Annotated in this window: 26 protein-coding genes; 5 read left to right on the forward strand and 21 right to left on the reverse strand. The window is 57.8% G+C overall.

Annotated features, from left to right (window positions below):
• Position 1 precedes the first annotated feature (1 nt).
• Both H4I92_RS13555 and gltS read right to left on the reverse strand, forming a co-directional pair.
• Positions 2–469 carry a (2Fe-2S)-binding protein gene (locus H4I92_RS13555; protein ID WP_077531092.1) on the reverse strand — a complete coding sequence of 156 codons (468 nt, stop codon included), beginning with the start codon at positions 467–469 and terminating at the stop codon, positions 2–4.
• 72 nt (positions 470–541) lie between these two features.
• Positions 542–1,762 carry a sodium/glutamate symporter gene (gene gltS, locus H4I92_RS13560; RefSeq protein ID WP_077531093.1) on the reverse strand — a complete coding sequence of 407 codons (1,221 nt, stop codon included), beginning with the start codon at positions 1,760–1,762 and terminating at the stop codon, positions 542–544.
• Positions 1,763–2,021: 259 nt separating this feature from the next.
• Between gltS and H4I92_RS13565 the strand changes: the two genes are divergently transcribed.
• Together H4I92_RS13565 and katG are read left to right on the forward strand one after the other, a co-directional pair.
• Positions 2,022–2,543, forward strand: coding sequence for a cytochrome b (locus tag H4I92_RS13565; RefSeq protein WP_077531094.1), 522 nt, complete (start codon positions 2,022–2,024; stop codon positions 2,541–2,543).
• A gap of 202 nt (positions 2,544–2,745) precedes the next feature.
• The gene (gene katG, locus H4I92_RS13570) at positions 2,746–4,923 is read left to right on the forward strand and encodes a catalase/peroxidase HPI (RefSeq protein ID WP_077531095.1); all 2,178 of its coding nucleotides are present in this window, start codon (positions 2,746–2,748) and stop codon (positions 4,921–4,923) included.
• An 80-nt stretch (positions 4,924–5,003) separates the two neighbouring features.
• Here katG and H4I92_RS13575 read toward each other — a convergent pair whose 3' ends face one another.
• From H4I92_RS13575 to H4I92_RS13585, 3 genes are all read right to left on the reverse strand, one after another.
• Positions 5,004–5,273: a CDGSH iron-sulfur domain-containing protein gene (locus tag H4I92_RS13575; RefSeq protein WP_077531096.1), complete on the reverse strand. Its 270-nt coding sequence runs from the start codon at positions 5,271–5,273 to the stop codon at positions 5,004–5,006.
• Positions 5,274–5,416: 143 nt separating this feature from the next.
• Positions 5,417–6,757: a hypothetical protein gene (locus tag H4I92_RS13580; RefSeq protein ID WP_077531097.1), complete on the reverse strand. Its 1,341-nt coding sequence runs from the start codon at positions 6,755–6,757 to the stop codon at positions 5,417–5,419.
• A gap of 136 nt (positions 6,758–6,893) precedes the next feature.
• Complete coding sequence (locus tag H4I92_RS13585) at positions 6,894–7,220, reverse strand: hypothetical protein (RefSeq protein ID WP_077531098.1); 327 nt, start codon at positions 7,218–7,220, stop codon at positions 6,894–6,896.
• 116 nt (positions 7,221–7,336) lie between these two features.
• Here H4I92_RS13585 and H4I92_RS13590 point away from each other — a divergent pair, with 116 nt between their 5' ends.
• Positions 7,337–7,768, forward strand: a complete 432-nt coding sequence (locus tag H4I92_RS13590; RefSeq protein WP_077531099.1) for an MgtC/SapB family protein — start codon at positions 7,337–7,339, stop codon at positions 7,766–7,768.
• A 48-nt stretch (positions 7,769–7,816) separates the two neighbouring features.
• Positions 7,817–8,044: an MgtC/SapB family protein gene (locus tag H4I92_RS13595; protein ID WP_281247521.1), complete on the forward strand. Its 228-nt coding sequence runs from the start codon at positions 7,817–7,819 to the stop codon at positions 8,042–8,044.
• A 3-nt stretch (positions 8,045–8,047) separates the two neighbouring features.
• Here the strand turns inward: H4I92_RS13595 and H4I92_RS13600 are convergent, their stop codons facing one another.
• The 13 genes from H4I92_RS13600 to H4I92_RS13660 all read right to left on the reverse strand — a co-directional run bounded on the left by H4I92_RS13600 (position 8,048) and on the right by H4I92_RS13660 (position 16,269).
• Positions 8,048–8,608: a DUF421 domain-containing protein gene (locus H4I92_RS13600; RefSeq protein ID WP_179105715.1), complete on the reverse strand. Its 561-nt coding sequence runs from the start codon at positions 8,606–8,608 to the stop codon at positions 8,048–8,050.
• Between the two features lie 100 nt (positions 8,609–8,708).
• Entirely contained in the window at positions 8,709–9,458 is a 750-nt protein-coding gene (locus H4I92_RS13605) for a substrate-binding periplasmic protein (protein WP_077531101.1), read from the reverse strand.
• 45 nt (positions 9,459–9,503) lie between these two features.
• Entirely contained in the window at positions 9,504–10,229 is a 726-nt protein-coding gene (locus H4I92_RS13610; protein WP_077531102.1) for an NYN domain-containing protein, read from the reverse strand.
• A 76-nt stretch (positions 10,230–10,305) separates the two neighbouring features.
• Positions 10,306–11,757 (reverse strand): DUF3336 domain-containing protein, encoded by a 1,452-nt coding sequence (locus H4I92_RS13615; protein WP_077531103.1) that lies wholly within the window; start codon positions 11,755–11,757, stop codon positions 10,306–10,308.
• A gap of 43 nt (positions 11,758–11,800) precedes the next feature.
• Positions 11,801–12,067 carry a DksA/TraR family C4-type zinc finger protein gene (locus tag H4I92_RS13620; RefSeq protein ID WP_077531104.1) on the reverse strand — a complete coding sequence of 89 codons (267 nt, stop codon included), beginning with the start codon at positions 12,065–12,067 and terminating at the stop codon, positions 11,801–11,803.
• Positions 12,068–12,117: 50 nt separating this feature from the next.
• Positions 12,118–12,492 carry a hypothetical protein gene (locus tag H4I92_RS13625; RefSeq protein ID WP_077531105.1) on the reverse strand — a complete coding sequence of 125 codons (375 nt, stop codon included), beginning with the start codon at positions 12,490–12,492 and terminating at the stop codon, positions 12,118–12,120.
• A 466-nt stretch (positions 12,493–12,958) separates the two neighbouring features.
• Positions 12,959–13,567, reverse strand: a complete 609-nt coding sequence (locus tag H4I92_RS13630) for a transglutaminase-like domain-containing protein (RefSeq protein ID WP_077531776.1) — start codon at positions 13,565–13,567, stop codon at positions 12,959–12,961.
• A gap of 105 nt (positions 13,568–13,672) precedes the next feature.
• Positions 13,673–14,128 carry a GNAT family N-acetyltransferase gene (locus H4I92_RS13635; RefSeq protein ID WP_218668220.1) on the reverse strand — a complete coding sequence of 152 codons (456 nt, stop codon included), beginning with the start codon at positions 14,126–14,128 and terminating at the stop codon, positions 13,673–13,675.
• An 84-nt stretch (positions 14,129–14,212) separates the two neighbouring features.
• Positions 14,213–14,608 carry a putative signal transducing protein gene (locus H4I92_RS13640; protein ID WP_077531106.1) on the reverse strand — a complete coding sequence of 132 codons (396 nt, stop codon included), beginning with the start codon at positions 14,606–14,608 and terminating at the stop codon, positions 14,213–14,215.
• Between the two features lie 117 nt (positions 14,609–14,725).
• Positions 14,726–15,040: a HigA family addiction module antitoxin gene (locus H4I92_RS13645; RefSeq protein ID WP_077531107.1), complete on the reverse strand. Its 315-nt coding sequence runs from the start codon at positions 15,038–15,040 to the stop codon at positions 14,726–14,728.
• Positions 15,041–15,118: 78 nt separating this feature from the next.
• The gene (locus tag H4I92_RS13650; protein ID WP_245800927.1) at positions 15,119–15,340 is read right to left on the reverse strand and encodes a type II toxin-antitoxin system RelE/ParE family toxin; all 222 of its coding nucleotides are present in this window, start codon (positions 15,338–15,340) and stop codon (positions 15,119–15,121) included.
• 29 nt (positions 15,341–15,369) lie between these two features.
• On the reverse strand, positions 15,370–15,771 hold the full coding sequence (locus tag H4I92_RS13655) for a hypothetical protein (RefSeq protein WP_077531108.1): 402 nt from the start codon (positions 15,769–15,771) through the stop codon (positions 15,370–15,372).
• Between the two features lie 33 nt (positions 15,772–15,804).
• Positions 15,805–16,269, reverse strand: coding sequence for a methyltransferase family protein (locus H4I92_RS13660; protein ID WP_143512699.1), 465 nt, complete (start codon positions 16,267–16,269; stop codon positions 15,805–15,807).
• An 85-nt stretch (positions 16,270–16,354) separates the two neighbouring features.
• On the opposite strand from H4I92_RS13660, the gene H4I92_RS13665 reads away from it, so the two are divergent.
• The gene (locus tag H4I92_RS13665; RefSeq protein ID WP_077531109.1) at positions 16,355–16,792 is read left to right on the forward strand and encodes a DUF4174 domain-containing protein; all 438 of its coding nucleotides are present in this window, start codon (positions 16,355–16,357) and stop codon (positions 16,790–16,792) included.
• A 53-nt stretch (positions 16,793–16,845) separates the two neighbouring features.
• Here H4I92_RS13665 and H4I92_RS13670 read toward each other — a convergent pair whose 3' ends face one another.
• The 3 genes from H4I92_RS13670 to H4I92_RS13680 all read right to left on the reverse strand — a co-directional run bounded on the left by H4I92_RS13670 (position 16,846) and on the right by H4I92_RS13680 (position 18,832).
• Complete coding sequence (locus tag H4I92_RS13670; RefSeq protein WP_143512700.1) at positions 16,846–17,358, reverse strand: AMIN-like domain-containing (lipo)protein; 513 nt, start codon at positions 17,356–17,358, stop codon at positions 16,846–16,848.
• Positions 17,359–17,546: 188 nt separating this feature from the next.
• Positions 17,547–18,188 carry a hypothetical protein gene (locus tag H4I92_RS13675; RefSeq protein WP_143512702.1) on the reverse strand — a complete coding sequence of 214 codons (642 nt, stop codon included), beginning with the start codon at positions 18,186–18,188 and terminating at the stop codon, positions 17,547–17,549.
• The gene (locus tag H4I92_RS13680; protein WP_077531111.1) at positions 18,185–18,832 is read right to left on the reverse strand and encodes a PEP-CTERM sorting domain-containing protein; all 648 of its coding nucleotides are present in this window, start codon (positions 18,830–18,832) and stop codon (positions 18,185–18,187) included. Before H4I92_RS13680 ends, H4I92_RS13675 begins: the two co-directional genes overlap by 4 nt.
• Positions 18,833–19,132 lie beyond the last annotated feature (300 nt).

Genomic DNA, 19,132 nt, shown 5'->3' on the forward strand with positions numbered 1-19,132 from the left:
ATCAGGTGTCCTCCTGCACCGCGTCGGCGGCGTAGTGGATGGCGTGCTGGATACGGTTGTAGGTTCCGCAGCGGCAGATGTTGCCGTTCATGGCGTCCTGGATCTCGGCGTCTGACGGGTTGGTGTTCTGCTTGAGCAGGGCGGTGGCGCTCATGATCTGGCCTGCCTGGCAGTAGCCGCACTGGGCCACACCCAGATCGAGCCAGGCATTCTGTACCTGCTGGCCTACGGGGTCGTCGCTCATGGCTTCGATGGTGGTGATGCTGCCGCCGTCCGCGTTGCCCACCGTGGTGGTGCAGGAACGGATCGCCTCGCCATCCAGGTGCACGGTGCAGGCGCCGCACAGCGCCATGCCGCAGCCGAATTTGGTGCCCGTGAGCTGGACGATATCGCGGATTGCCCAGAGCAGTGGCATGTCGTCCGGGACATTCAGCTCGTGGGTGGTTCCGTTGATGGTCAATGTGGTCATGGCATTGTCTCCGCCGGTCGTATTGGTGTCTTTACGGCGTGGAAAGGGACTGGGATTACCGCCCCAGTATAGTCATGAGAACCACCCTGAGCCCAGTAGCAGCTGTATAAGGGTGGCATTGGCAATATCGATCAGGAAGGCGCCCAGAAGAGGAATCACCAGATAGGCCTTGGGGCTGGCGCCGAAGCGTGAGGTCAGGGTGTTGATGTTGGCGATGCCCACGGGGGTAGCGCCCAGGCCCATGCCGATGAAGCCCCCGCTGATACAGGCGGCGTCATAGTCCCTGCCCAGCAGCGGATAGACCACGAAAACCGTCAGTGCCGTGATGACGCAGGCCTGGATAACCAATACAAGGCCGATCAGGCCGATGGCGTCCTGGAGCGACAGCAGCGGCAGGCTGATCAGGCTCATGCCGAGGAAGAGCTGGAGGCTCAGGTCGCTGGCGAGCTGGATGGGCGCCGGGTCTATGGGGCGACGCAGCAGTGCCAGCCCGTTGGCAAGCGCAATCCCCAGGAGCATGGCCGTGAGAAAGGCCGGCACACGGATGCCCATTTCCCCAAGCCCCTCGTACATCCAGGAGCCCAGCGCGAAGCACAGAGCAATCAGCAGGACTGCCTGCAGCAGGCTGTTCATGTCGATCAGGTAGGACGGCGCATTGCCCGGTGCCAGGCTGGCGACGCGCGGTTCCGCGCCACCAGGGACGAGCCCGTGGCGCCGGATCAGCCAGGCACCCACTGGGGCGCCCACCAGGCCACCCAGTATCAGCCCGAAGGTGGCGAAGGTCATCCCCAGCGTGCGCGCATCGGAGAGCCCGAAATGATCCTCGAAGAGCTGCCCCCAGGTGAGTGCCGTGCCATGGCCGCCCGCCAGTGAGATGCTGCCGCCCACAAGGCCGTATAGCGGGCTCTGTCCGCTGAGCCAGGCCACAAGCGTACCGGCCAGGTTCTGGAAAACCAGCAGGACCACGGCCAGGCCGAACAGCAGGGCAAGCGCGCGGCCCCCTTCCAGCAGCTGGCGGAGTTGCGCGGAAAGGCCGATGGTAGAGAAGAAAACGATCAGCAGGAGATCGCGCAGCTGCAGATCAAAACGGATATCCACCTGGCTCAGTCCCTCGGCCAGGGCTACCAGGCTGCTGACCGCGAGTCCGCCACTGACTCCCGGGGGCACGTTGTAGCGATGCAGCACCCCGGTCCAGTGGTTGAGGCGAACACCGAGCCAAAGGGCTACGATCGCCAGCGCCAGGGTGACCGGTGTGCTGAGCGTCAGGAGTGTGGGGGCGGATGCTGTTTCCATGGGGTTAAAGAATACGTCAGTCGCCGGGATGAGGAACAGTCCGGCGTCGATTGGCTAGGGTTATAGTTCATTCACGGACTCCAAAGGGCGCTTTCACCGTTGATCTGATACTCCGGGCGAGGGTGCGTGGAGACTGTTCGGCCTGTGGTTGCCCTGCATGCATCGCAGTGTCATAAGGTATTGATATTATCGGTTGCATGATGATTGCCGGTCATGAAGGGTAGGGCGAACAACGGTAATTCATGAGGAGGGGAACGCCATGATCAAGGATAATCCTGAACGCTATGGGACCATTACCCGGGTGCTTCACTGGCTGTTTGCCTTGCTGGTGCTCTGGCAGTTCATGAAGTTCTTTGACCGTATTGGAGAAGGGGAACACTGGGTTGGTGAGACACTGGCGGCCTGGCACGTTTCGATCGGGACCCTGCTGCTCTTATTGATTGTGGTGCGCGTTGTCTGGGCCCTGTCGCAGGCCTCCCATCGGCCCACGCACGAGCCTCCGATCAGGTACCTGGCACGGGGCGGGCATATCCTGCTCTATGCGGCACTGGTGATCATGCCCATTACGGGCATGCTGTACATGGTGGGCGAAGGTTATGGTGTTGAGGCTTTCGGCATAACGCTGATCGCCGAAGGCGAGGAAATCGCCTGGATGCATACCGTCGGCGGCCTTCACTCGATCACCGCCTGGGTGCTGCTGGTCCTGACGCTCGTCCATATTGGGATGGCTTTCTACCATCAGTTTGTGCGGCGTGACGGCACCCTCAGGCGCATGACCTAGGCGTGGCCAGCAGCCTGAGAGGCATAAAGAGAAACTATTGAAATGGTCAACAAATGCAACTGCTCATAATAGAGCAAGAGCCCCGGTGAATGTCGTATAGTGTCTGCAACGATGACGTCGCCCCGGGCTTGGGCAAGTCCGGGGGCGGTCGTTATGAGTGGACCTGCTTCATTCAACACTACAGTCACGATCGGAGAGATCTATGAGCGGAAACGAAAGCAGCGGCAAATGCCCTGTTGTTCACGGTGGTAACACCCATGTGAACGACGACGTTATGGAGTGGTGGCCGAACAGCCTGAACCTGGACATCCTCCACCAGCACGACACCAAGACCAACCCGATGGGTGAGGACTTTGACTATCGCGAAGAAGTCCGCAAGCTCGACTTTGATGCGGTCAAGCAGGACGTCATGGATCTCATGACCAACAGCCAGGACTGGTGGCCTGCGGACTGGGGTCACTATGGTGGTCTGATGATCCGTATGACCTGGCATGCCGCGGGCAGCTACCGCGTATTCGATGGTCGCGGTGGTGCCGGTACCGGCAACCAGCGTTTTGCGCCCATCAACAGCTGGCCCGATAACGGCAACCTGGACAAGGCTCGCCGGCTGCTCTGGCCGATCAAGAAGAAGTACGGCAACCGCCTGAGCTGGGCCGACCTGATCACCCTGGCGGGTAACGTTGCCTATGAATCCATGGGCTTCAAGACCTTTGGTTTCTCCTTCGGCCGCGAAGACATCTGGCACCCTGAAAAGGAAACCTACTGGGGCAGCGAGAAGGAATGGCTTGCCACCAGTGACAACGAAAACAGCCGCTACGACGAGGACCGGAACCCGGACTCCCTCGAAAACCCGCTGGCGGCGGTGATGATGGGCCTGATCTATGTGAACCCGGAAGGCCCGGACGGTACGCCGGACCCGATGCAGACAGCTCAGGACGTGCGCGTGACCTTCCAGCGTATGGCCATGAGCGATGAGGAAACCGTTGCCCTGACCATTGGCGGACACACTGTTGGTAAATGCCATGGCAATGGCGATCCGGACAACGTTGGTCCGGAACCCGAAGGCGCAGACGTAGAGGAACAGGGCCTCGGCTTCAACAACCATGTCACGCGGAGCGTTGGGCGCGACACAGTGACCAGTGGCCTTGAAGGCGCCTGGACCACCAACCCGACCCAGTGGGACCATGGCTACCTCGAAATGCTTCTCGACCATGAGTGGCAGGTTGTCCAGAGCCCGGCTGGCGCCAACCAGTGGGAGCCGGTGGACATCAAGGAAGAAGACATGCCGGTGGATGTGGAGGATCCGTCGATCCGCCGCAAGCCGATGATGACCGACGCCGACATGGCCCTGAAAGTGGATCCGGAATTCCGCAAGGTCTGCGAGAAGTTCCGCCAGAACCCGGAACAGCTGGACGACGCGTTCGCCCGCGCCTGGTTCAAGCTGATCCACCGTGACCTGGGCCCGAAAGACCGTTACATCGGCCCGGAAGCGCCCACCGAGGACCTCATCTGGCAGGATCCGGTACCCGAGGGCAGCTGGAACTACAACGTCGAGGCGGTGAAAAAGCAGATCGCCGAGAGTGGTCTCAGCATCAGCGACATGGTGGCAACGGCCTGGGACAGCGCCCGTACCTTCCGCCAGTCCGACAAGCGTGGTGGTGCCAACGGCGCCCGCATCCGTCTTGCGCCGCAGAAGGATTGGGTCGCCAACGAGCCGGAGCGTCTGCAGCGTGTCCTCAAGGTGCTTGAGCCGATTGCCAAGCAGAACGGCGCCAGCGTGGCGGACGTGATCGTGCTGGCCGGTAACGTCGGTATCGAGAAGGCCGCGAAGGCCGCGGGCCACGATATTGCGGTGCCCTTCCGGCCCGGTCGTGGCGATGCCACCGAGGAAATGACCGATGTGGATTCCTTCCAGTGGCTCGAGCCGCTGTCGGACGCCTATCGCAACTTCCTCAAGAAGGACTACAGCGTTCAGCCGGAAGACCTGATGCTCGACCGCACCCAGCTCATGGGCCTGACAGCGCCTGAAATGACAGTGCTGGTCGGCGGCATGCGGGTACTCGGTACCAACCACGGTGGCAGCAAGCATGGCGTGTTCACGGATCGTGAGGGTCAGCTGACCAACGATTTCTTCGTGAACCTCACCGACATGTCCTACAGCTGGGTACCGACAGGCGACAACCAGTATGAGATCCGTGACCGCAAGACGGACAAGGCGAAGTGGACCGCAACCCGGGTAGACCTGGTATTCGGCTCCAATTCGATCCTGCGTTCGTACGCGGAGGTCTATGCTCAGGACGACAACCAGGAGAAGTTCGTTCAGGACTTCGTGAAGGCCTGGAACAAGATGATGAACGCGGATCGCTTCGATCTGGAATGATCATCCCAGCCTGAGCTGAGACGACAAAAAGCCGGGTGTGGCGTGAGCCGCACCCGGCTTTTCTGTTTCAGGGCACTCGATCAGGGTGCTTCGGTACCTATATCCTCTTCACCAAACCGCTTGTGGGTGCCATCGCAGTAGGGGGCGTTGCTGGTGTGCTTGCAGCAGCACAGGAAGGCGTCGCCGCTTTCCCCGGGGCTGAACTTCTGGGGCGTAATGCCCGTGCCCTTGTGGGAACCATCGCAGAATGGCTGTCTGTCAGACCGGCCACAGGCGCAGAACATGTAGCTCTCGCCAGCCGTAACGCTGACCTTCGCCGGTTTGTGACCGGCAACAACTGGTTGGGTCATGGTGATCCTCTCTTCTTCTCTGGGTTTCAGGGCAGCTCCGTGCGCCTATCTGTGTAACGCGTACGAACGCATGCCGTCCACAGCTCATTGGGGCGTGCACCTGGGGGTGAATCAGCGATGGGAAAGGGGTGGGGGACCAAAAATTACCAGATCCGGCTGCCGCCCTCACTGCCGGAGCTGATGGAAAGCAGCACTTGGTAATCGTCCAGGGAGCCACCGCGATTGAAGCGGGATTCGTGGCGATCCGCACTGAAGCTGAGGTTAACGTCCAGGCCCGTGCGGTTGTGGGTGGGGGAAAGTGCCTGCCATTGCAGCTCGCCGCCCAGGTATTGCCGGCGCCTGTCCCGTATATGCAGGGCGTGGTCCGGCTCACGGGTGCGGCTCAGCTTGAAGGTATTGCGGTAAACGAGTTCGTCGGGGATCAGCCAAGCATCTGCCGTGAGGCGGAACAGACTCTGGTGGCCGGTCATATCCAGGTCCTCGTACTCTCTGTGCTCGAATTCACCGTAGGGCTGCAGGCTCAGCCAGCCCCAGGGGGACAGGGTCAGATCGGCAAAGATTTCGTTGCCGTGACTGGTGACCCTGTGCGGGCCATAGCTCTGCTCGAGTTCCCTATAGCTGTAACCGAGCGAGCCGTTTTTAAAGGGCTGGAGGTTAAGGAATACCCGCCTGGAGGCTTGGGCGCGTGTCATGGACGGGTTGCCTGGAGTGTGGAAGGCATCGCCAACACGTTGCGCTTCCGCGCCGACTTCCCAGTTCAGGTAGGGGAGGTGGACTTCCGGGCGATACCGGAGTGCGGCTGAGTGTGCTGTATCGGACACCTTATGGTCCGAGCGCTCATCCACAGCGGAGAGGTGACTGGTTGCCCGCTCCAGTGTCAGGCGCAGCCGATTGTCGTTCCAGGCGCTCTGCATGCCTACCGAGTAGCCCTGCTGGTACGCCCGGGAGCTCCGGGACCCTGCCACATAGCCTGCCCAGAAAGTTGTATCGGAGCCGGCAATGGGTAGGGTCGATTCCCAGACACCGCCGGTATACCAGGAAGTCTCGCCGGAGAGCCGTATCTCGCGGGCGGTATCCGGCGCCGCAGCGCTGACAGCGAAGACGGAGACGTTGCTGTTCAGGGGGTCAAGTTCGCTTCTGGCGGAGAGCCCCCAGTCTGTGTCTCCATCAAAGAGAAGGCCCTGTCTGGCCGCTTGGTGGTGGCCAAACTGTATGCTGAAGTCCTCCATCCGGCCTGAGAAAAGGAAGCGGTCCAGGTTAAGCTCAGTTCTGGATTCTGTCTGGGCATGGCCTTTCTTCGGACCGTCCGCCGGGTCGAGTGCTCCATGCATTGAAAAGCGGAAGTCCCACTGCTTGAGGCCGTCGAGCCCGAGGTCGCCGTGGGAGGCATCAAGGTTCAGCTCTCTTGGCTCCCCGGCCCGGGCAAACGCTGTGGCAGCCATCAGGAGCACGATCAGGGTTGTGGCTGTGGTTTTTCGCATCATCAACAGCGCGCAGCGACCGGGAAGTGGGCTGGCATCGAGCCAGAAAAGTTATAGAGAGTATAAACTATATCCCGGAGATCGTTGATTACGAAATACAATTGGCTACAGATGGTAAGATTGTGAAGGGAACGGATACTTAATCAGAGAAATAGTCCTGCATCCAGTCAAATAATGTATCCGCGCCCACTTCGGTCAGAGGGATACTCCGAAAGGGACCGCCGGGCTCCTCGTACAGTCCAATGAACTCAAACAGCAGTGTGCCGGGCTGCTCATCGTGCAGGATCAGCACAATGCGCCGGCGTGTGCGCAGGCAGTCAATCGTCATCACGTCCGCGGGGATGCCGCTGTTACGCATTCCCTGGCGGACCTCTATCACCGGGTTGATGTGTTCATGCGCCTGCTGGATGCGGGCATGGGCCTCGCTGGCCAGGTCGGATAGGGCTTTCAGGGGATCTTCGGACATGGAGGTGCCTTAAATAACGGAAACTTCGGTTAGCGTAGCAGATGCATGTAGTCTGATGCGCAAGGCGAAACCCTTGCAGCAACGTAGATCAATATCCGAACAACAGGAGGTGTGCCGTGTTTGACAGCGAAATCCCGCCGCTTGAGATGCTCGTCCGCCTCACGGCAGCCGTTGGCCTGGCGTTACTGCTGGGGCTTGAACGTGAACTGAGGGGCAAGGCAGCGGGCCTGCGCTCGCACATGCTGGTGTCCCTGGGCGCCGCCGCCTTCATCATGATGGGGCTGCACATCCTGTTCGCCACTGGCGAGGGAGACCCTTCAGCGCGCATTGATCCCACCCGCATTGTGGAAGGCGTGATCGGCGGGATCGGCTTCCTGGGGGCGGGCAGCATCATCCAGAGCCGCGGCAATATCCAGGGCATCACCACCGGCGCCTCCATCTGGACAGCGGGTGCGGTTGGCGTGGCCTGCGGCATCGGCAACCTTGCGCTGGCGGGCATGGTGACCCTTATGGCACTGATCATCATGGCGGGGCTCGGGCCATTTTAGCGCGAGGGCATCGAGGGGGGCTGGTCGTCAGGCCNTCCCACCCGCATTGTGGAAGGCGTGATCGGCGGGATCGGCTTCCTGGGGGCGGGCAGCATCATCCAGAGCCGCGGCAATATCCAGGGCATCACCACCGGCGCCTCCATCTGGACAGCGGGTGCGGTTGGCGTGGCCTGCGGCATCGGCAACCTTGCGCTGGCGGGCATGGTGACCCTTATGGCACTGATCATCATGGCGGTGCTCGGGCATTTTGAGCGCGAGGTCATCGAGGGAGGCTGATCGTCAGGCCCGCCCCTCGAGCCTCGATCCGGAATAGTCCCGCACATTCTCAAGGATCCAGGAATCGGGCGCCGGGGCGGTTCCGTGGCCCCGCAGGACATGGACCGTCCCGGTACCCTCCATGATCACCGCTTCCACCTCGGCGGGATCAATCACGTTGGCCTTGCGAAGCTGGCAGCGCAGGTCGTCCTCCGTCACACGGGCCACCTGCATATTCTCGTGCAGAAGCTCTCCGCCAGGGCCCATCAACAGGATCGGGTCGTTATCGAAGGTCCTGCGGGTTGTCTCGTTGCGGCGGCGCAGCCGTGACACAACCAGCTGCAGCCCATAGAGGGTAGCGGCCGCTGTCATCCCCTGAAGCAGGGGCGGGTCGGTGGAAACGACCGAGGTTGCGAGCAACGAGCCAATGGCGATGGTGACCGCCACATCGAAGGCCGACATCTGGGCAAAACTGCGCACCCCGGACCAGCGGGCGAGCAGCAGGACGGTGAAATACATGAGGGTAGAGCTGAGTACGACGCCCAGCAGCATCAGGGGGGTACTGGCAATCCAGTCAGTCAGCATCAGGCGCACTCCGGTTCCGTTGTGAGCGGTTGATGCCGTTATCCTAAGCCGTAATCGGCTCCGGTAACAGGTGCCAGGTCTGGCGCAGCAGATCCACGCTTCAGTCCATGTACTTCTGCCTGATTTCCTCAACACGGCCTTCGGCATGGAGCTCATCGAGAGCAGTCTGCAGCTCTGAAACTACTGAGTCCGGAGTGGACTTGTTCAGGGTGTAACAGAGGTCGGTTACCTGCAGTGTATAGACGGGCTCAAACTGTGACACCTCGCAGTCACGGTTCTTACAGCTTGACGCGACATTGTCCATGCTGACCACGTACAGATCGATCTGCTCTTTTATGAGCTTGGTGAGATTGTTGTACTCATTACCATAGGACAGCCTGGAGTCGTGCACCCCGGCTCTTTTGAGGAGTTGTTCGCCAACATCCCCTCGGATGGTACCGATCTTGTAATCGTTCAGCTCTTTTTCACTTTCTATGGTGATATTTTTGGATTTGAGAGCGACGAGCTGTGTCTTGAGCTTATCAATTGGGCATACCCACTTGAATTGGGGTTCCCGGTCCTGTGTGCGGGCTATCGAGAACAGGAGGCTATTACGTTGCTGTTTGATGGCTTCAAATCCGTTCTCTAACGCGACCACCTTGAAGTCCGAACTGTCCTGATCGGACCCGGCCCGTTCGAGCATTTCTTCAAGCAAGTCAACACCAATGCCCTTCAATTGCGCGGGCACCTGGCTCTGATCGATGAAGTTATAGGGTTCATAGTGCTCGGTATAGATCTGTAACTCGGGTAAAGGATTCGCCACTGCCGAAACAGCAGTTACCAACAGTGCAGCGGCGATCAGACGGGCCATATGCGCTCTCCTTGTTTCGGTTTGTTTCCGCGTTCCTGGTGAGGCTCAGACACTGGCCTTCACATAGATATGGGTGATGGGAGAATCCGGCTGGGGTTTTCTCTCATCCACGGTAATGTAGTCAAGGGATTTTATCAGTTGCCCCAGCTTTTCATACCCATAATTGCGCGAGTCGAACGAGGGGTACTTCTTATTGAGGTAGGAGCCCACCGCGGAAAGTGGTGCCCAGCCATCATCCTTTGAAACGGTGTTTACCGCCGGAATGAGAACGTCCCGAAGATTACTGGTCTGTTCCTCATTGACCGGCTGTGGCTCGTCAGCACCGTTACGGCTTTTCAGTATCTCGGTGTAGATGAACTTGTCGCAGGCGGAGACGAAGGGCTCCGGCGTCTTGCGCTCACCGAACCCGTATACCGTCAGGCCCGACTCCCGGATCCGCGTCGCCAGGCGGGTGAAGTCGCTGTCCGAGGAGATCAGGCAGAAGCCATCCAGTTTGCCCTCGTGAAGCAGGTCCATGGCATCGATGATGAGCGCGGAGTCCGTGGCGTTCTTGCCGGTGGTGTAACTGAACTGCTGGATCGGCTGGATGGCGTGCTTGTGCAGGTGCTCTTTCCAGCCCTTGAGGTTGGTTGTGGTCCAGTCGCCATAGGCGCGCTTGACGCTGGCAACGCCAAAGCGTGCCACCTCCGCAAGAAGTTCGGCACACAGCGATGCCTGGGCGTTGTCGGCGTCGATCATAACGGCTAGGCGCTGGTTTTCAGTATCAGCCATTGGGGCTCTCGGTAAGGTGTGGTCATTGGAAAAGAGAATGATGACGTGATCATAGCATCAGGCAATGAGGGCTGTTCTACTGTTGGCGGATTTTCGACTGTAGCCGCGTTATGCAGTTGGCGAATATCCGGCTGATGCGGGTCTGATCGCGGATCATCGGGATGCGTGGCCAGGTGGCCTGTCCGCCCATACGGATGTACATGGCAAGAGCCTGCTCATCCGGGTTGGCCAATACCTCGCGGTAAAGACCGGGCTGAGCGGGGAACTGGATGTTGATGTCGCCCAGGTAGGGTTGTGTGGTCAGTGAATGGGCCTGGTCCAGCAGTGGCTGCAGCAGTGAACGGGACCAGACGTTGCGGCTGATCTGAAGCGACGTTGCTACCTGTGCCTTGAGCACGGATGTGGTCGCCTGCTTGAGCGAGGCCCTGGCGCCAGTGCGCTCATGGTGGTTGATGAACGGCAACACATGCGGATTGGCCTGACTGACGATGGTGCGATTGACGTTGTTCAGCCGCGCCATGCGCAGGAGCGGCAGGTCTCCATGAACACTGCCGTCAATCCAGCGCTCCGTGCCCATGTAGGGCTTTTCCGCGTTCTGGGAGCCCCCATCGTCCCGTGCCAGGAGCATCACCGGCGGGTAGATTCCCGGCACCGCGCAGGAGGCCAGAACGGCCGAGGAAACCGTTACTTCCGGTGATGCGAGCGCATTGAGAAGGCGCGGCTTCTGCCGGGTGCGGGTCGGCGAAACCGAAATGTTCAGCGTCCGCCCGCTGTGCTCGGCCGCCTCCCGGAAACTCATGCCGCCAACATTGGTCCGGATGTGATGCAGCAGCTGTTCGGGGTCCATGAGATGGCGGCGGTGCCATATCTGGCCGGGCTCCAGCCACCGGAAGGCTTCACGATGGATATAGCCGGGTTCGTAGAACAGCCGTTCCAGCTCCTGGTTATTCCGGGTACAGACACCACCGGCCACAATCGCGCCCATGCTCGACCCCGCAATGACCTCCGGTAGAAGGCCCTGCTCCCAGAGAGCACGCGCCACACCGATGTGATAGATGCCGAAGGCCGCCCCGCCACTGAGCATCAGCGCAGGTCGCCCGAATACCCGCTCGGCCTCCTGAAAGAGCGTCAGCTTGTGTGACTCAGAAACGCCCGGCATCGGGTGGTCGCAGATGAAGTTCATGGCGTTTTCCACTTCATCCAGGAATTCCGTGGCCAGCTTCGTAGTGCCCGTGCGGGCCACCGCATAGAGCTCGGGGTTGGACAGCTCTCCCAGGTGCCGGTAAAGACTCTCCTGAAGAACCCGGTTCAGCGCCGCCACATCGCCTTTTTCACGGTGGTGGCGCATGGCGTACAGGTGCTCGCGGATCAGTTTCTCATGCAGGAGATCCGAGCCCGGGGCCTCACGCCAGTCAAGCAACCCCTCAGCGTCATCCAGGGCCTCGGCGGCGGCAAACCATTGGTCGTAGGTTTCAGCGCGGGCGAGCTCGTTCTGCAGGTGCCTGTACTGGCTGTCGGTTCTGGGCATCTTTGGCTACAACGCGGGACTTTATGGCAACCATTGCTGAAGGTTACCTGAGTTGGCTGTCCTTGCTGCCACGGCGATTAATGCCCCCTGAGGCAGCTTTCTGCTTTTCCAGAGCGGACTGGCATGCAATGCAGAGCTGGACCCCGGGAATCGCCTGGCGGCGCTCTTCCGGAATGGCGCTGTCGCACTCTTCACAATTATAGGCACTCTCACCGCTGGCCAATTGGCTGCGAGCGCGTTGTACGGCATCGTCAACGCTTGCGTCAATCTGGTCCTGAACGGCGCCATCCCGTGACCAACCACCTGCCATTGTGCTCTCCCATCATTGTGAACAGGATTCCCCAGCTTGCAGCCACCGTATTATGCCACAAGGTTCTGGACTTCCTCGTAGATTGCCACCGCCGCACGCCGGTCGGCCTCCGGGGCCACGGCGTCATAGGGGTTGCTGTCCTCCACTGAATCCAGGCGCTCGCTGATCAGCTCGTCACCCGCCTGGTTGGTTACCTGGGTAAACGACGACAGGGGCTGGAAGCCGTTATACAGCTCTGGAGAACTGTTGATCAGGTCGGACGCGTTGCTGTCCGCCACGCCGGACAGGCTTACCACGTCCTGATTCAGGGTCGTAATTTCCCCGCTGCGATCAACGCTGGGCGCACCACCGCTGTTGGCGCCGAGGAAGGGCTGTGTGGGCAGCAGTGGATTGACGAATCCGGTGCCGTTGACTTGCATTGCCATGGCTCACCTCCTCACCGTGCGTCACGGATCAGTAGGGATTCAGCCCGGATCTGTCAGTTTCAGGCTGCCATGGTGTTGGTGGTTTTTTCAACAGCAGGTCTCACTGGTTGAGCTGCTTCGAAATCCAGGGGATGAATGCTATCCAGGTTAACCGTGTTGCGGGTTACCCACAGATTGTACATATCCTGCACTGCCAGCCAGCCCTCTATTACTGTGATCGTCCCCACACCTGTATATTGTGCTCACAAGCATCCACAAATCCGCGAGACCGATAGAGCGTGAATGTGCCAAGAGAACACGCTAGCCTACGCAAGTGGTTTCGCCATCTTTTATCGGGGCCGTACCGGAAACGGAAATCATGTTCCCAACCCGGCATGCTCTCGAAAACCCAATGGGTTCTTCCATAGGAGAGCCTGAACTTACAAGCTGTCTCATATTTGTTCCTACTCAAGGTACAGGGCCGCAATTAAGCGCTGGTCGCATGCATTGTCCTGTTAGTCGCTGCAAGCTGAATATCCGGCAGATTATCCGCCACCTCACGGTAGGTCTTCTTTGATAAAAGCACGTCCAGAACAGGCGTAATAGGCTCTGCCCATATTTCCGGAAGATCAGCCTCCCCATCTGAAATGATCGGGAATGCCAAGCGCTCAGTGGGGGGATGAAATTCAGCTGTTACACCAGGCTTGTGTCCCCTGGCATCGATCCGATACCAGCCATGCCGATCCAGGTAGACGGCATTCAGGCCATGCAGACAAAAAGGTGGCTCATCATTGCTGATGGTCAGCCGCTGATAGCATAAGCCCGCTGGAATGGCATTCGCACGCAGCAGTGCCGCAAGTAAGTGGCTCTTCGCGTAGCAGTAACCCGTGCCGTGTTTAAGAACCTCGGACGCCTTACACGTAACGGGGTCACACTCATAATCCCAGCTATGCTTGATGTGGTCTAGAACGAAGGCAAAGCACTTCTCCGCGATCAGCTCAGGGCTCTCCACGCCTTCAGCCAACGAACGCGCCTTGGCGAACACCTCCGGTGCTTTCCAGTCAATGTATTCCGTTGACTCTAGATATTGATGCAAGTCTTCCATTTCCTGTTACGGCCCCATCCATTGTCAGGCCGCTTCTTACCTCGGTTGCGAAAATAGGTGCAGCGGCCGCCATGAACGTGTTGGTAGTGGTACTGGTCAATCCCTTGAACTGAGATCTGCGCTCATGTGATGCGAACTGAGCACAAAGCCTTTATTCAGATATAAGCGATGGGCGTCATGGCGCTGATAGCCCGTATCCAGATGCGCCGCCGTACAACCGAGGCGTTTACCTTCATCGAGTAACCAATCCAGAAGTGCACCACCGAACCCGGAGCGCTTTCTCTGTGGATGTGCGATCAAGTCATCAATGTAAAGGACCCGACCCCAGGCGAGGAAGGTAGCCACGCGGTAGCCGGCGGCTGCAACGATTTCTGCGTCCTGCTCAATAACAACAATCCGATAGCCCTCCGCCGTCTGAGCCCGCACCTGGTCCATAAACTGGGTCTTGCTTAGATGGGGGCGCAGAACAGCGAAGATCTCATAGGCCGTTTCAAGAGCTTGAGGGTCTTCCGTGTCCAGTGGCTGGATCGAGTGGTCCATCATCGTCTCCATGATGTAAATATACTGACTGATGTAAGCTGGTTGTTCCTTCGGCTCGCATTCTCTCCTATCAGGAGCGTTTGAAGCCACCGAGCCTCAGGTTCTGGAAACCTTCCCACAGTGATTGCACCGAATGCCTTCCTTCACTGGAAACAGCGGAAACTCCAGCCCCAGGAAGACCAGAAAGGCCCAGCGCCGGCCGATCTGATGGAACTCCGTATCCGTGCTTCCACAGTGGGGGCAGGGCGTTGAGTCGTCACCCATGGTTTCAACTAGATCCAGTTCCCGGTCCTCGTTCAGGATCTCAATCGCGGCATCAACAAACTCCTCGGGAACCTGGAGCCTGACGCCGCCCAGCGCGTTTGAGTACAGCCACTGCATGTTGATGGTGTGCTCATCGGCGACAAAGGCCGGGATTTCCTCTGATTCCAGGCGCGCGCGGGCAATGTGGGCTTCGAACGGAAAGCTGTAACTCGCGATGGTAATGAGCATGCGTTACCTCCCGTCGACCCCGAACACGGCCAGACGTCACTGGTTAAGCTGCTTCGAAATCCAAGGGATGAATGTTGCTGCTACTGCGAAAACGACAGGCCAGGATGACGGTCCAGATTATGCCGCGTTCAACGGCTTAATCCGGTCGACTTCCATCTTAACCGACTGAGCTGCAGTCCACAGATCAACAGCGCGTTGTGCATTCAGCCAAAATTCCGGGGAATTACCAAACAAGCGAGCAAGCCGAAGTGCCATTTCAGGACTGATAGCTCGACGCTCACGCAGCAGCTCATTGATTGACTGGCGGGACACCCCCAAAGATTCAGCCAGCCCGGCAACCGTCAAATCATAGTCCGGCATGAAATCCTCTCTCAGCATTTCGCCCGGATGGGTCGGCTTGCGTTGCATACCGTCAGTGTTGGGAATAGCCATAGGTGTTACCTCCCGTCAGTGGTAGTCGCAGACTTCGACTTCGTACGCATCGCCATCTTCAAAACGAAAGCAGATACGTCACTGATCATTTATCGAAATCGCATGCTGCCCCTGCCTGTTCCCAGAAAGTGGATGAAGGCGATTGCCGGGCGGCACTTTCAGATCCTCCAGTTGCTCAGCCAGATTCACGTATTCGAGCTTTCTGGCAGCCTTTGAAGCAACATCCGCAGGAAACTTCTTCGATCTCCCTTTTGAGTACAACTCTTGGGTGCGCTTGTCTGCAAAGGACTTGATCATCATTTGAAGTGTATTGTGTCACGTGACGCGTGTCAACTTGCGCGGGGTGCACGGAACCCCTTCGGATGCCTCAGCGCGGCATACAGCACAAGGACAAAGCAGGTCAGGACAAAGACTTTGTTAACGAACCAGTTGGTCCGCCAGATCGACCACTCCGGGTCGGCCAGGAAGGCCCAAAACAGCGTGACGATGATGGCGATTTCCACCACCGCCATACCAATCGCCAGCGCGCGGGTATAGCCTGGGCGAGCCAGCAATGCCCAGCCGAGCCACACATGAGCGATGGGCCACAGGTCCCAGTAGATGTGGGTGTGCCAGGCTATGCCCTCAGCGAGCGCGAACGCCAGCGGGAACAGGTATTTGATGAATACCGTCCAGGCGGCGAGCAGGAACAGCATGTGGGCCAGGAACACCGGCCAGGAAACGCGGACCATTCAATGCCCCTTTCCGAGCAACCAGGTTCTAGATCAGATCCATCGCCTTACCCGGGCGGCGTATTCGTCAAAGGGCTGCCCGAACAGCTCACGCATGTGGCGCTCCTCCGGCAGGATCTGGAACCGGTTGATGTAGACTATGAATCCCGGGATCAGAAGCAGCGACAGGACATTGGTCAGGTACAGGGCCCAGGCCAGGAGCACGACAGCAATCCCAAGGTACATCGGGTTGCGGCTGAAACGGTAGATCCCGTGTTCCACCAGCTGGGCGGATTTCTGGGGCGTATGCGGGTTAATCGTGGTGCTGGCGCGCCAGAACTGCAGGATGCCGACCAGGGCAATGCCCAGGCCAACCGCTGCCACCACAACCGCCAGCATCGCTGAGCGCGGGAATGGCAGGGCCGCGCCGGGTACGAGTTGCGCGATACCCCACATCAGCACAGCGACTGTCAGAGCAATAAGGGGCGGGGGGATTGTCAGTTCAAGTCCTTTCTTCATGAGGTCCTCCTCCTCACGAGCCTATCGCAAACCAAAAAGCCCTCCAAGCGTATAACTTAAGAGGTTTTCAGAGGGAGACAGTGGGATGAAATGGTTAAACGACGCGATCGGTCGGCCGGCCGTTCTGGCTGTTACGTTCCTTTGGTTCGGCTCAGTCTTTGCTGGAGAACAGGGGATGCGTTCACTTTCAGATTTCCAATGGCGCAATCGGCTGATTCTCGTTGAAGGTGCCAGTGAGCCTGATCAGCGTGTTGAGACCTTAAGGCGCTATGCTGCGGGGATCGATGATCGGGACATCGTTTGGTTTGTTGCGGGGGATCAAGGCATCCATTCGAATCTGGAGGAGCCGGACAGGGATCTACAGCGGGATGTCCGTAAGACGCTCAATGCGCAGCCGGGCAACATAAGCGTTGTCCTGATCGGTAAGGATGGCGGGGTTAAACAACGAAGCCGGGGTCTGGATGTCGCCGGGATCTTTGCGTTGATCGACACAATGCCAATGCGCAAACGGGAAATGCGCTGAACCGGATCAGCCATCGCTCCGGGTCGTGCCCATACGCGATATCAGGCGCTGTATCAGTGTCGTATGTCGATGACGAGCCGCGGTGGACCACTCAGCTCGCGGACCCGATAGCGGTTCGGCGACCCGACGCCGAAGACCCATGTGACGATGGCCTCAAAGTCGCACGTCAGCTCCAGCTCGGAGAGTACGGGCAGGTTCAGTATGCGTTCCCGCTCGGTGATCGTCGGCTGGCCCTCGCTGGTGTGTGCATTCGCCGGGTACATCCGGATCTCAAGCCAGCCATCACCGGCGATTGGGGCGACTTTGCCGGATCCACATTGCCGCACCGGGCTGTCGATGTACTCGATGTGATACCCCGGAATCCGCTTGTCGAATTCGAAGACAACCTGATCGAACCCATCATGGGTGGCGGTACGGACGGCGACAAGCTTGGAGACGGGCGCGTCGGATTGTGTCCGGTCGATGATGCCGGCCGTCCACGCAGTCTCGTGGGTGGTATCAGGCTCGGCTTTGGCCTGCGGTGAGTCGTCCTGCTCGTCCACAGCTTGTGAGCTGCATCCGGCCAAGACTAAAGTGAGGACCAAAGCAATTGACGCAGTGCAGTTTTTTAGACTTGCCATTCCCGCATTATACGCATAGCGATCGTCAGGCAGGCAAGCGAAAGACGGTGGGTCTCACCACCGCGCACGGTTACGCTCTCCTTGTTTTTGAAGCTTCTCAAATTACTGTAATTAAAGCATTATATTGTAAATCTCTACTCCACCGGTGGAGTGGGTCCCTTTGGTTTGGTTTGATCTTCCTCTTTAGAAGTTTTTATCGAGCTATCAAATAATTCTTTTATTATTCTATTTATGTCCAAAGGTACGTACGTTGATTCATCTGACGTTTCTTTTTCGTTATATAAGAGGGGCAGTTCTTTCTCCAGTACTGGCGCTATGCTGTTTAACGTTTCGAGTTGCAAGGTTACTAACTGTTCACCACTTATGGCCCCGTTCAAATACATTTGGCAGCCGTAGTATGAATTTGCGAGAAAAAGCTGAACCGCCTGCGACCGCTTGTTAAGAACAGTATTCCCACTACTGGAACCGATAAGTAAGCCAAGCGCAATATTGCCTTGACTGGTTGCATCAGCCGATCCGCTAGCACTTAAAATTTTCGATAAGTCAATGCCAACTTCGGTTGGAGCCTCAGCGCAAAATCGTTCAGTGGCGAAGTTCACCAGTACGACTCGTCGCTCTGGCGTTAAAGATAAAGTGCCCACTGTCCCGGGAGAAAGCCAAGCGGGATTGAGCTTATCTTCAATGACTGGTCGCTGCAGGGGCGGCGTGAAAAATGCGCACCCACTGATATACATCGATGTCCCAATACAGGCCAGAATGGTTTTTGTTGTTCTCACCACATTTTCCTTGAAAAGGCCAAACCGGCCAAGCCCAAACCAAGCAACGCCAGAGAACCCGGCTCCGGTACTGACGCAACACTATTTGATTCAAGTACAAATGCATAATCACCTGCTGACGATAAATAAGTGCTGCTTTGTGAATAAACACCGATAGGTGCATCCGTGGCAGAACGCTGCCAAATTAAGTCTATGTCTGGCGCGGCTGATTCAAGATAAAAGCTAAGCCAATAGTCTCCGGCAGCCAAGTCAATATCAAAACCGGAAGCTGAAAACTCCCAGATATCAGCGTTACCGTTATTGTTGTGATCTAATCCGGTATCAATACGTGAAAAGTTAAAGGTGTCGTCATAAATCGGGCCAGTGCGGGCTGTCCCATCACGCTGCTCAATGCGAACTCGCAGATCGTCTATGGTCGGTATCTCACCACTATTCCAGTAACTGCCCCAGAATTTAATATCTGTTATTTTTGAATTTGAATAAAGTGAAAAATCATCATATAGATCAGCGCTTCCCTCAGTGGTATCAATGTATGTACCAAGAATATTGTCGCCAGGATCAAAGCTCTTATCCACAATGATGCCGGCATGAGCAGTTGCGGTAAAAACGGCGGGAAAAACAATTCCTAAAAATATCTTATTCATAGAAATTACTCCTGTATATGATTTTACCTCTCCCGGGGGGTAGCAAAAGCTATGCCTTGGATTTTTTATGTTTTATTATCAATACGCTAGCGAGCGAGACGCGACACTCCGATCTCAGTGCTGTAAAGTTTTTCGACAAATGCTTAATGAATAGCTAACCGGAGCGAGGAACGAGAAGCCCCAAGTGCCTGGAAACCGCAAGACTGGGGGTGACAGCGTAGGTTGGGGATCATTCAATGCGAGTGGACAACAGGAGTTCGTTACATGCAAACCATTTTGGTGGAGCGCCGGAACTGAGCC

It is taken from the genome of Vreelandella halophila (genome assembly GCF_019903425.1).
Classification (GTDB): domain Bacteria; phylum Pseudomonadota; class Gammaproteobacteria; order Pseudomonadales; family Oleiphilaceae; genus Halospina; species Halospina halophila.

Coding starts and splice junctions, on each gene's coding strand:
- H4I92_RS13555 (WP_077531092.1), bottom strand. CDS start 469: ATGACCACATTGACCATCAACGGAACCACCCACGAGCTGAATGTCCCG.
- gltS (WP_077531093.1), bottom strand. CDS start 1,762: ATGGAAACAGCATCCGCCCCCACACTCCTGACGCTCAGCACACCGGTC.
- H4I92_RS13565 (WP_077531094.1), top strand. CDS start 2,022: ATGATCAAGGATAATCCTGAACGCTATGGGACCATTACCCGGGTGCTT.
- katG (WP_077531095.1), top strand. CDS start 2,746: ATGAGCGGAAACGAAAGCAGCGGCAAATGCCCTGTTGTTCACGGTGGT.
- H4I92_RS13575 (WP_077531096.1), bottom strand. CDS start 5,273: ATGACCCAACCAGTTGTTGCCGGTCACAAACCGGCGAAGGTCAGCGTT.
- H4I92_RS13580 (WP_077531097.1), bottom strand. CDS start 6,757: ATGATGCGAAAAACCACAGCCACAACCCTGATCGTGCTCCTGATGGCT.
- H4I92_RS13585 (WP_077531098.1), bottom strand. CDS start 7,220: ATGTCCGAAGATCCCCTGAAAGCCCTATCCGACCTGGCCAGCGAGGCC.
- H4I92_RS13600 (WP_179105715.1), bottom strand. CDS start 8,608: ATGCTGACTGACTGGATTGCCAGTACCCCCCTGATGCTGCTGGGCGTC.
- H4I92_RS13605 (WP_077531101.1), bottom strand. CDS start 9,458: ATGGCCCGTCTGATCGCCGCTGCACTGTTGGTAACTGCTGTTTCGGCA.
- H4I92_RS13610 (WP_077531102.1), bottom strand. CDS start 10,229: ATGGCTGATACTGAAAACCAGCGCCTAGCCGTTATGATCGACGCCGAC.
- H4I92_RS13615 (WP_077531103.1), bottom strand. CDS start 11,757: ATGCCCAGAACCGACAGCCAGTACAGGCACCTGCAGAACGAGCTCGCC.
- H4I92_RS13620 (WP_077531104.1), bottom strand. CDS start 12,067: ATGGCAGGTGGTTGGTCACGGGATGGCGCCGTTCAGGACCAGATTGAC.
- H4I92_RS13625 (WP_077531105.1), bottom strand. CDS start 12,492: ATGGCAATGCAAGTCAACGGCACCGGATTCGTCAATCCACTGCTGCCC.
- H4I92_RS13635 (WP_218668220.1), bottom strand. CDS start 14,128: ATGGAGACGATGATGGACCACTCGATCCAGCCACTGGACACGGAAGAC.
- H4I92_RS13640 (WP_077531106.1), bottom strand. CDS start 14,608: ATGCTCATTACCATCGCGAGTTACAGCTTTCCGTTCGAAGCCCACATT.
- H4I92_RS13645 (WP_077531107.1), bottom strand. CDS start 15,040: ATGGCTATTCCCAACACTGACGGTATGCAACGCAAGCCGACCCATCCG.
- H4I92_RS13650 (WP_245800927.1), bottom strand. CDS start 15,340: ATGATGATCAAGTCCTTTGCAGACAAGCGCACCCAAGAGTTGTACTCA.
- H4I92_RS13655 (WP_077531108.1), bottom strand. CDS start 15,771: ATGGTCCGCGTTTCCTGGCCGGTGTTCCTGGCCCACATGCTGTTCCTG.
- H4I92_RS13660 (WP_143512699.1), bottom strand. CDS start 16,269: ATGAAGAAAGGACTTGAACTGACAATCCCCCCGCCCCTTATTGCTCTG.
- H4I92_RS13665 (WP_077531109.1), top strand. CDS start 16,355: ATGAAATGGTTAAACGACGCGATCGGTCGGCCGGCCGTTCTGGCTGTT.
- H4I92_RS13680 (WP_077531111.1), bottom strand. CDS start 18,832: ATGAATAAGATATTTTTAGGAATTGTTTTTCCCGCCGTTTTTACCGCA.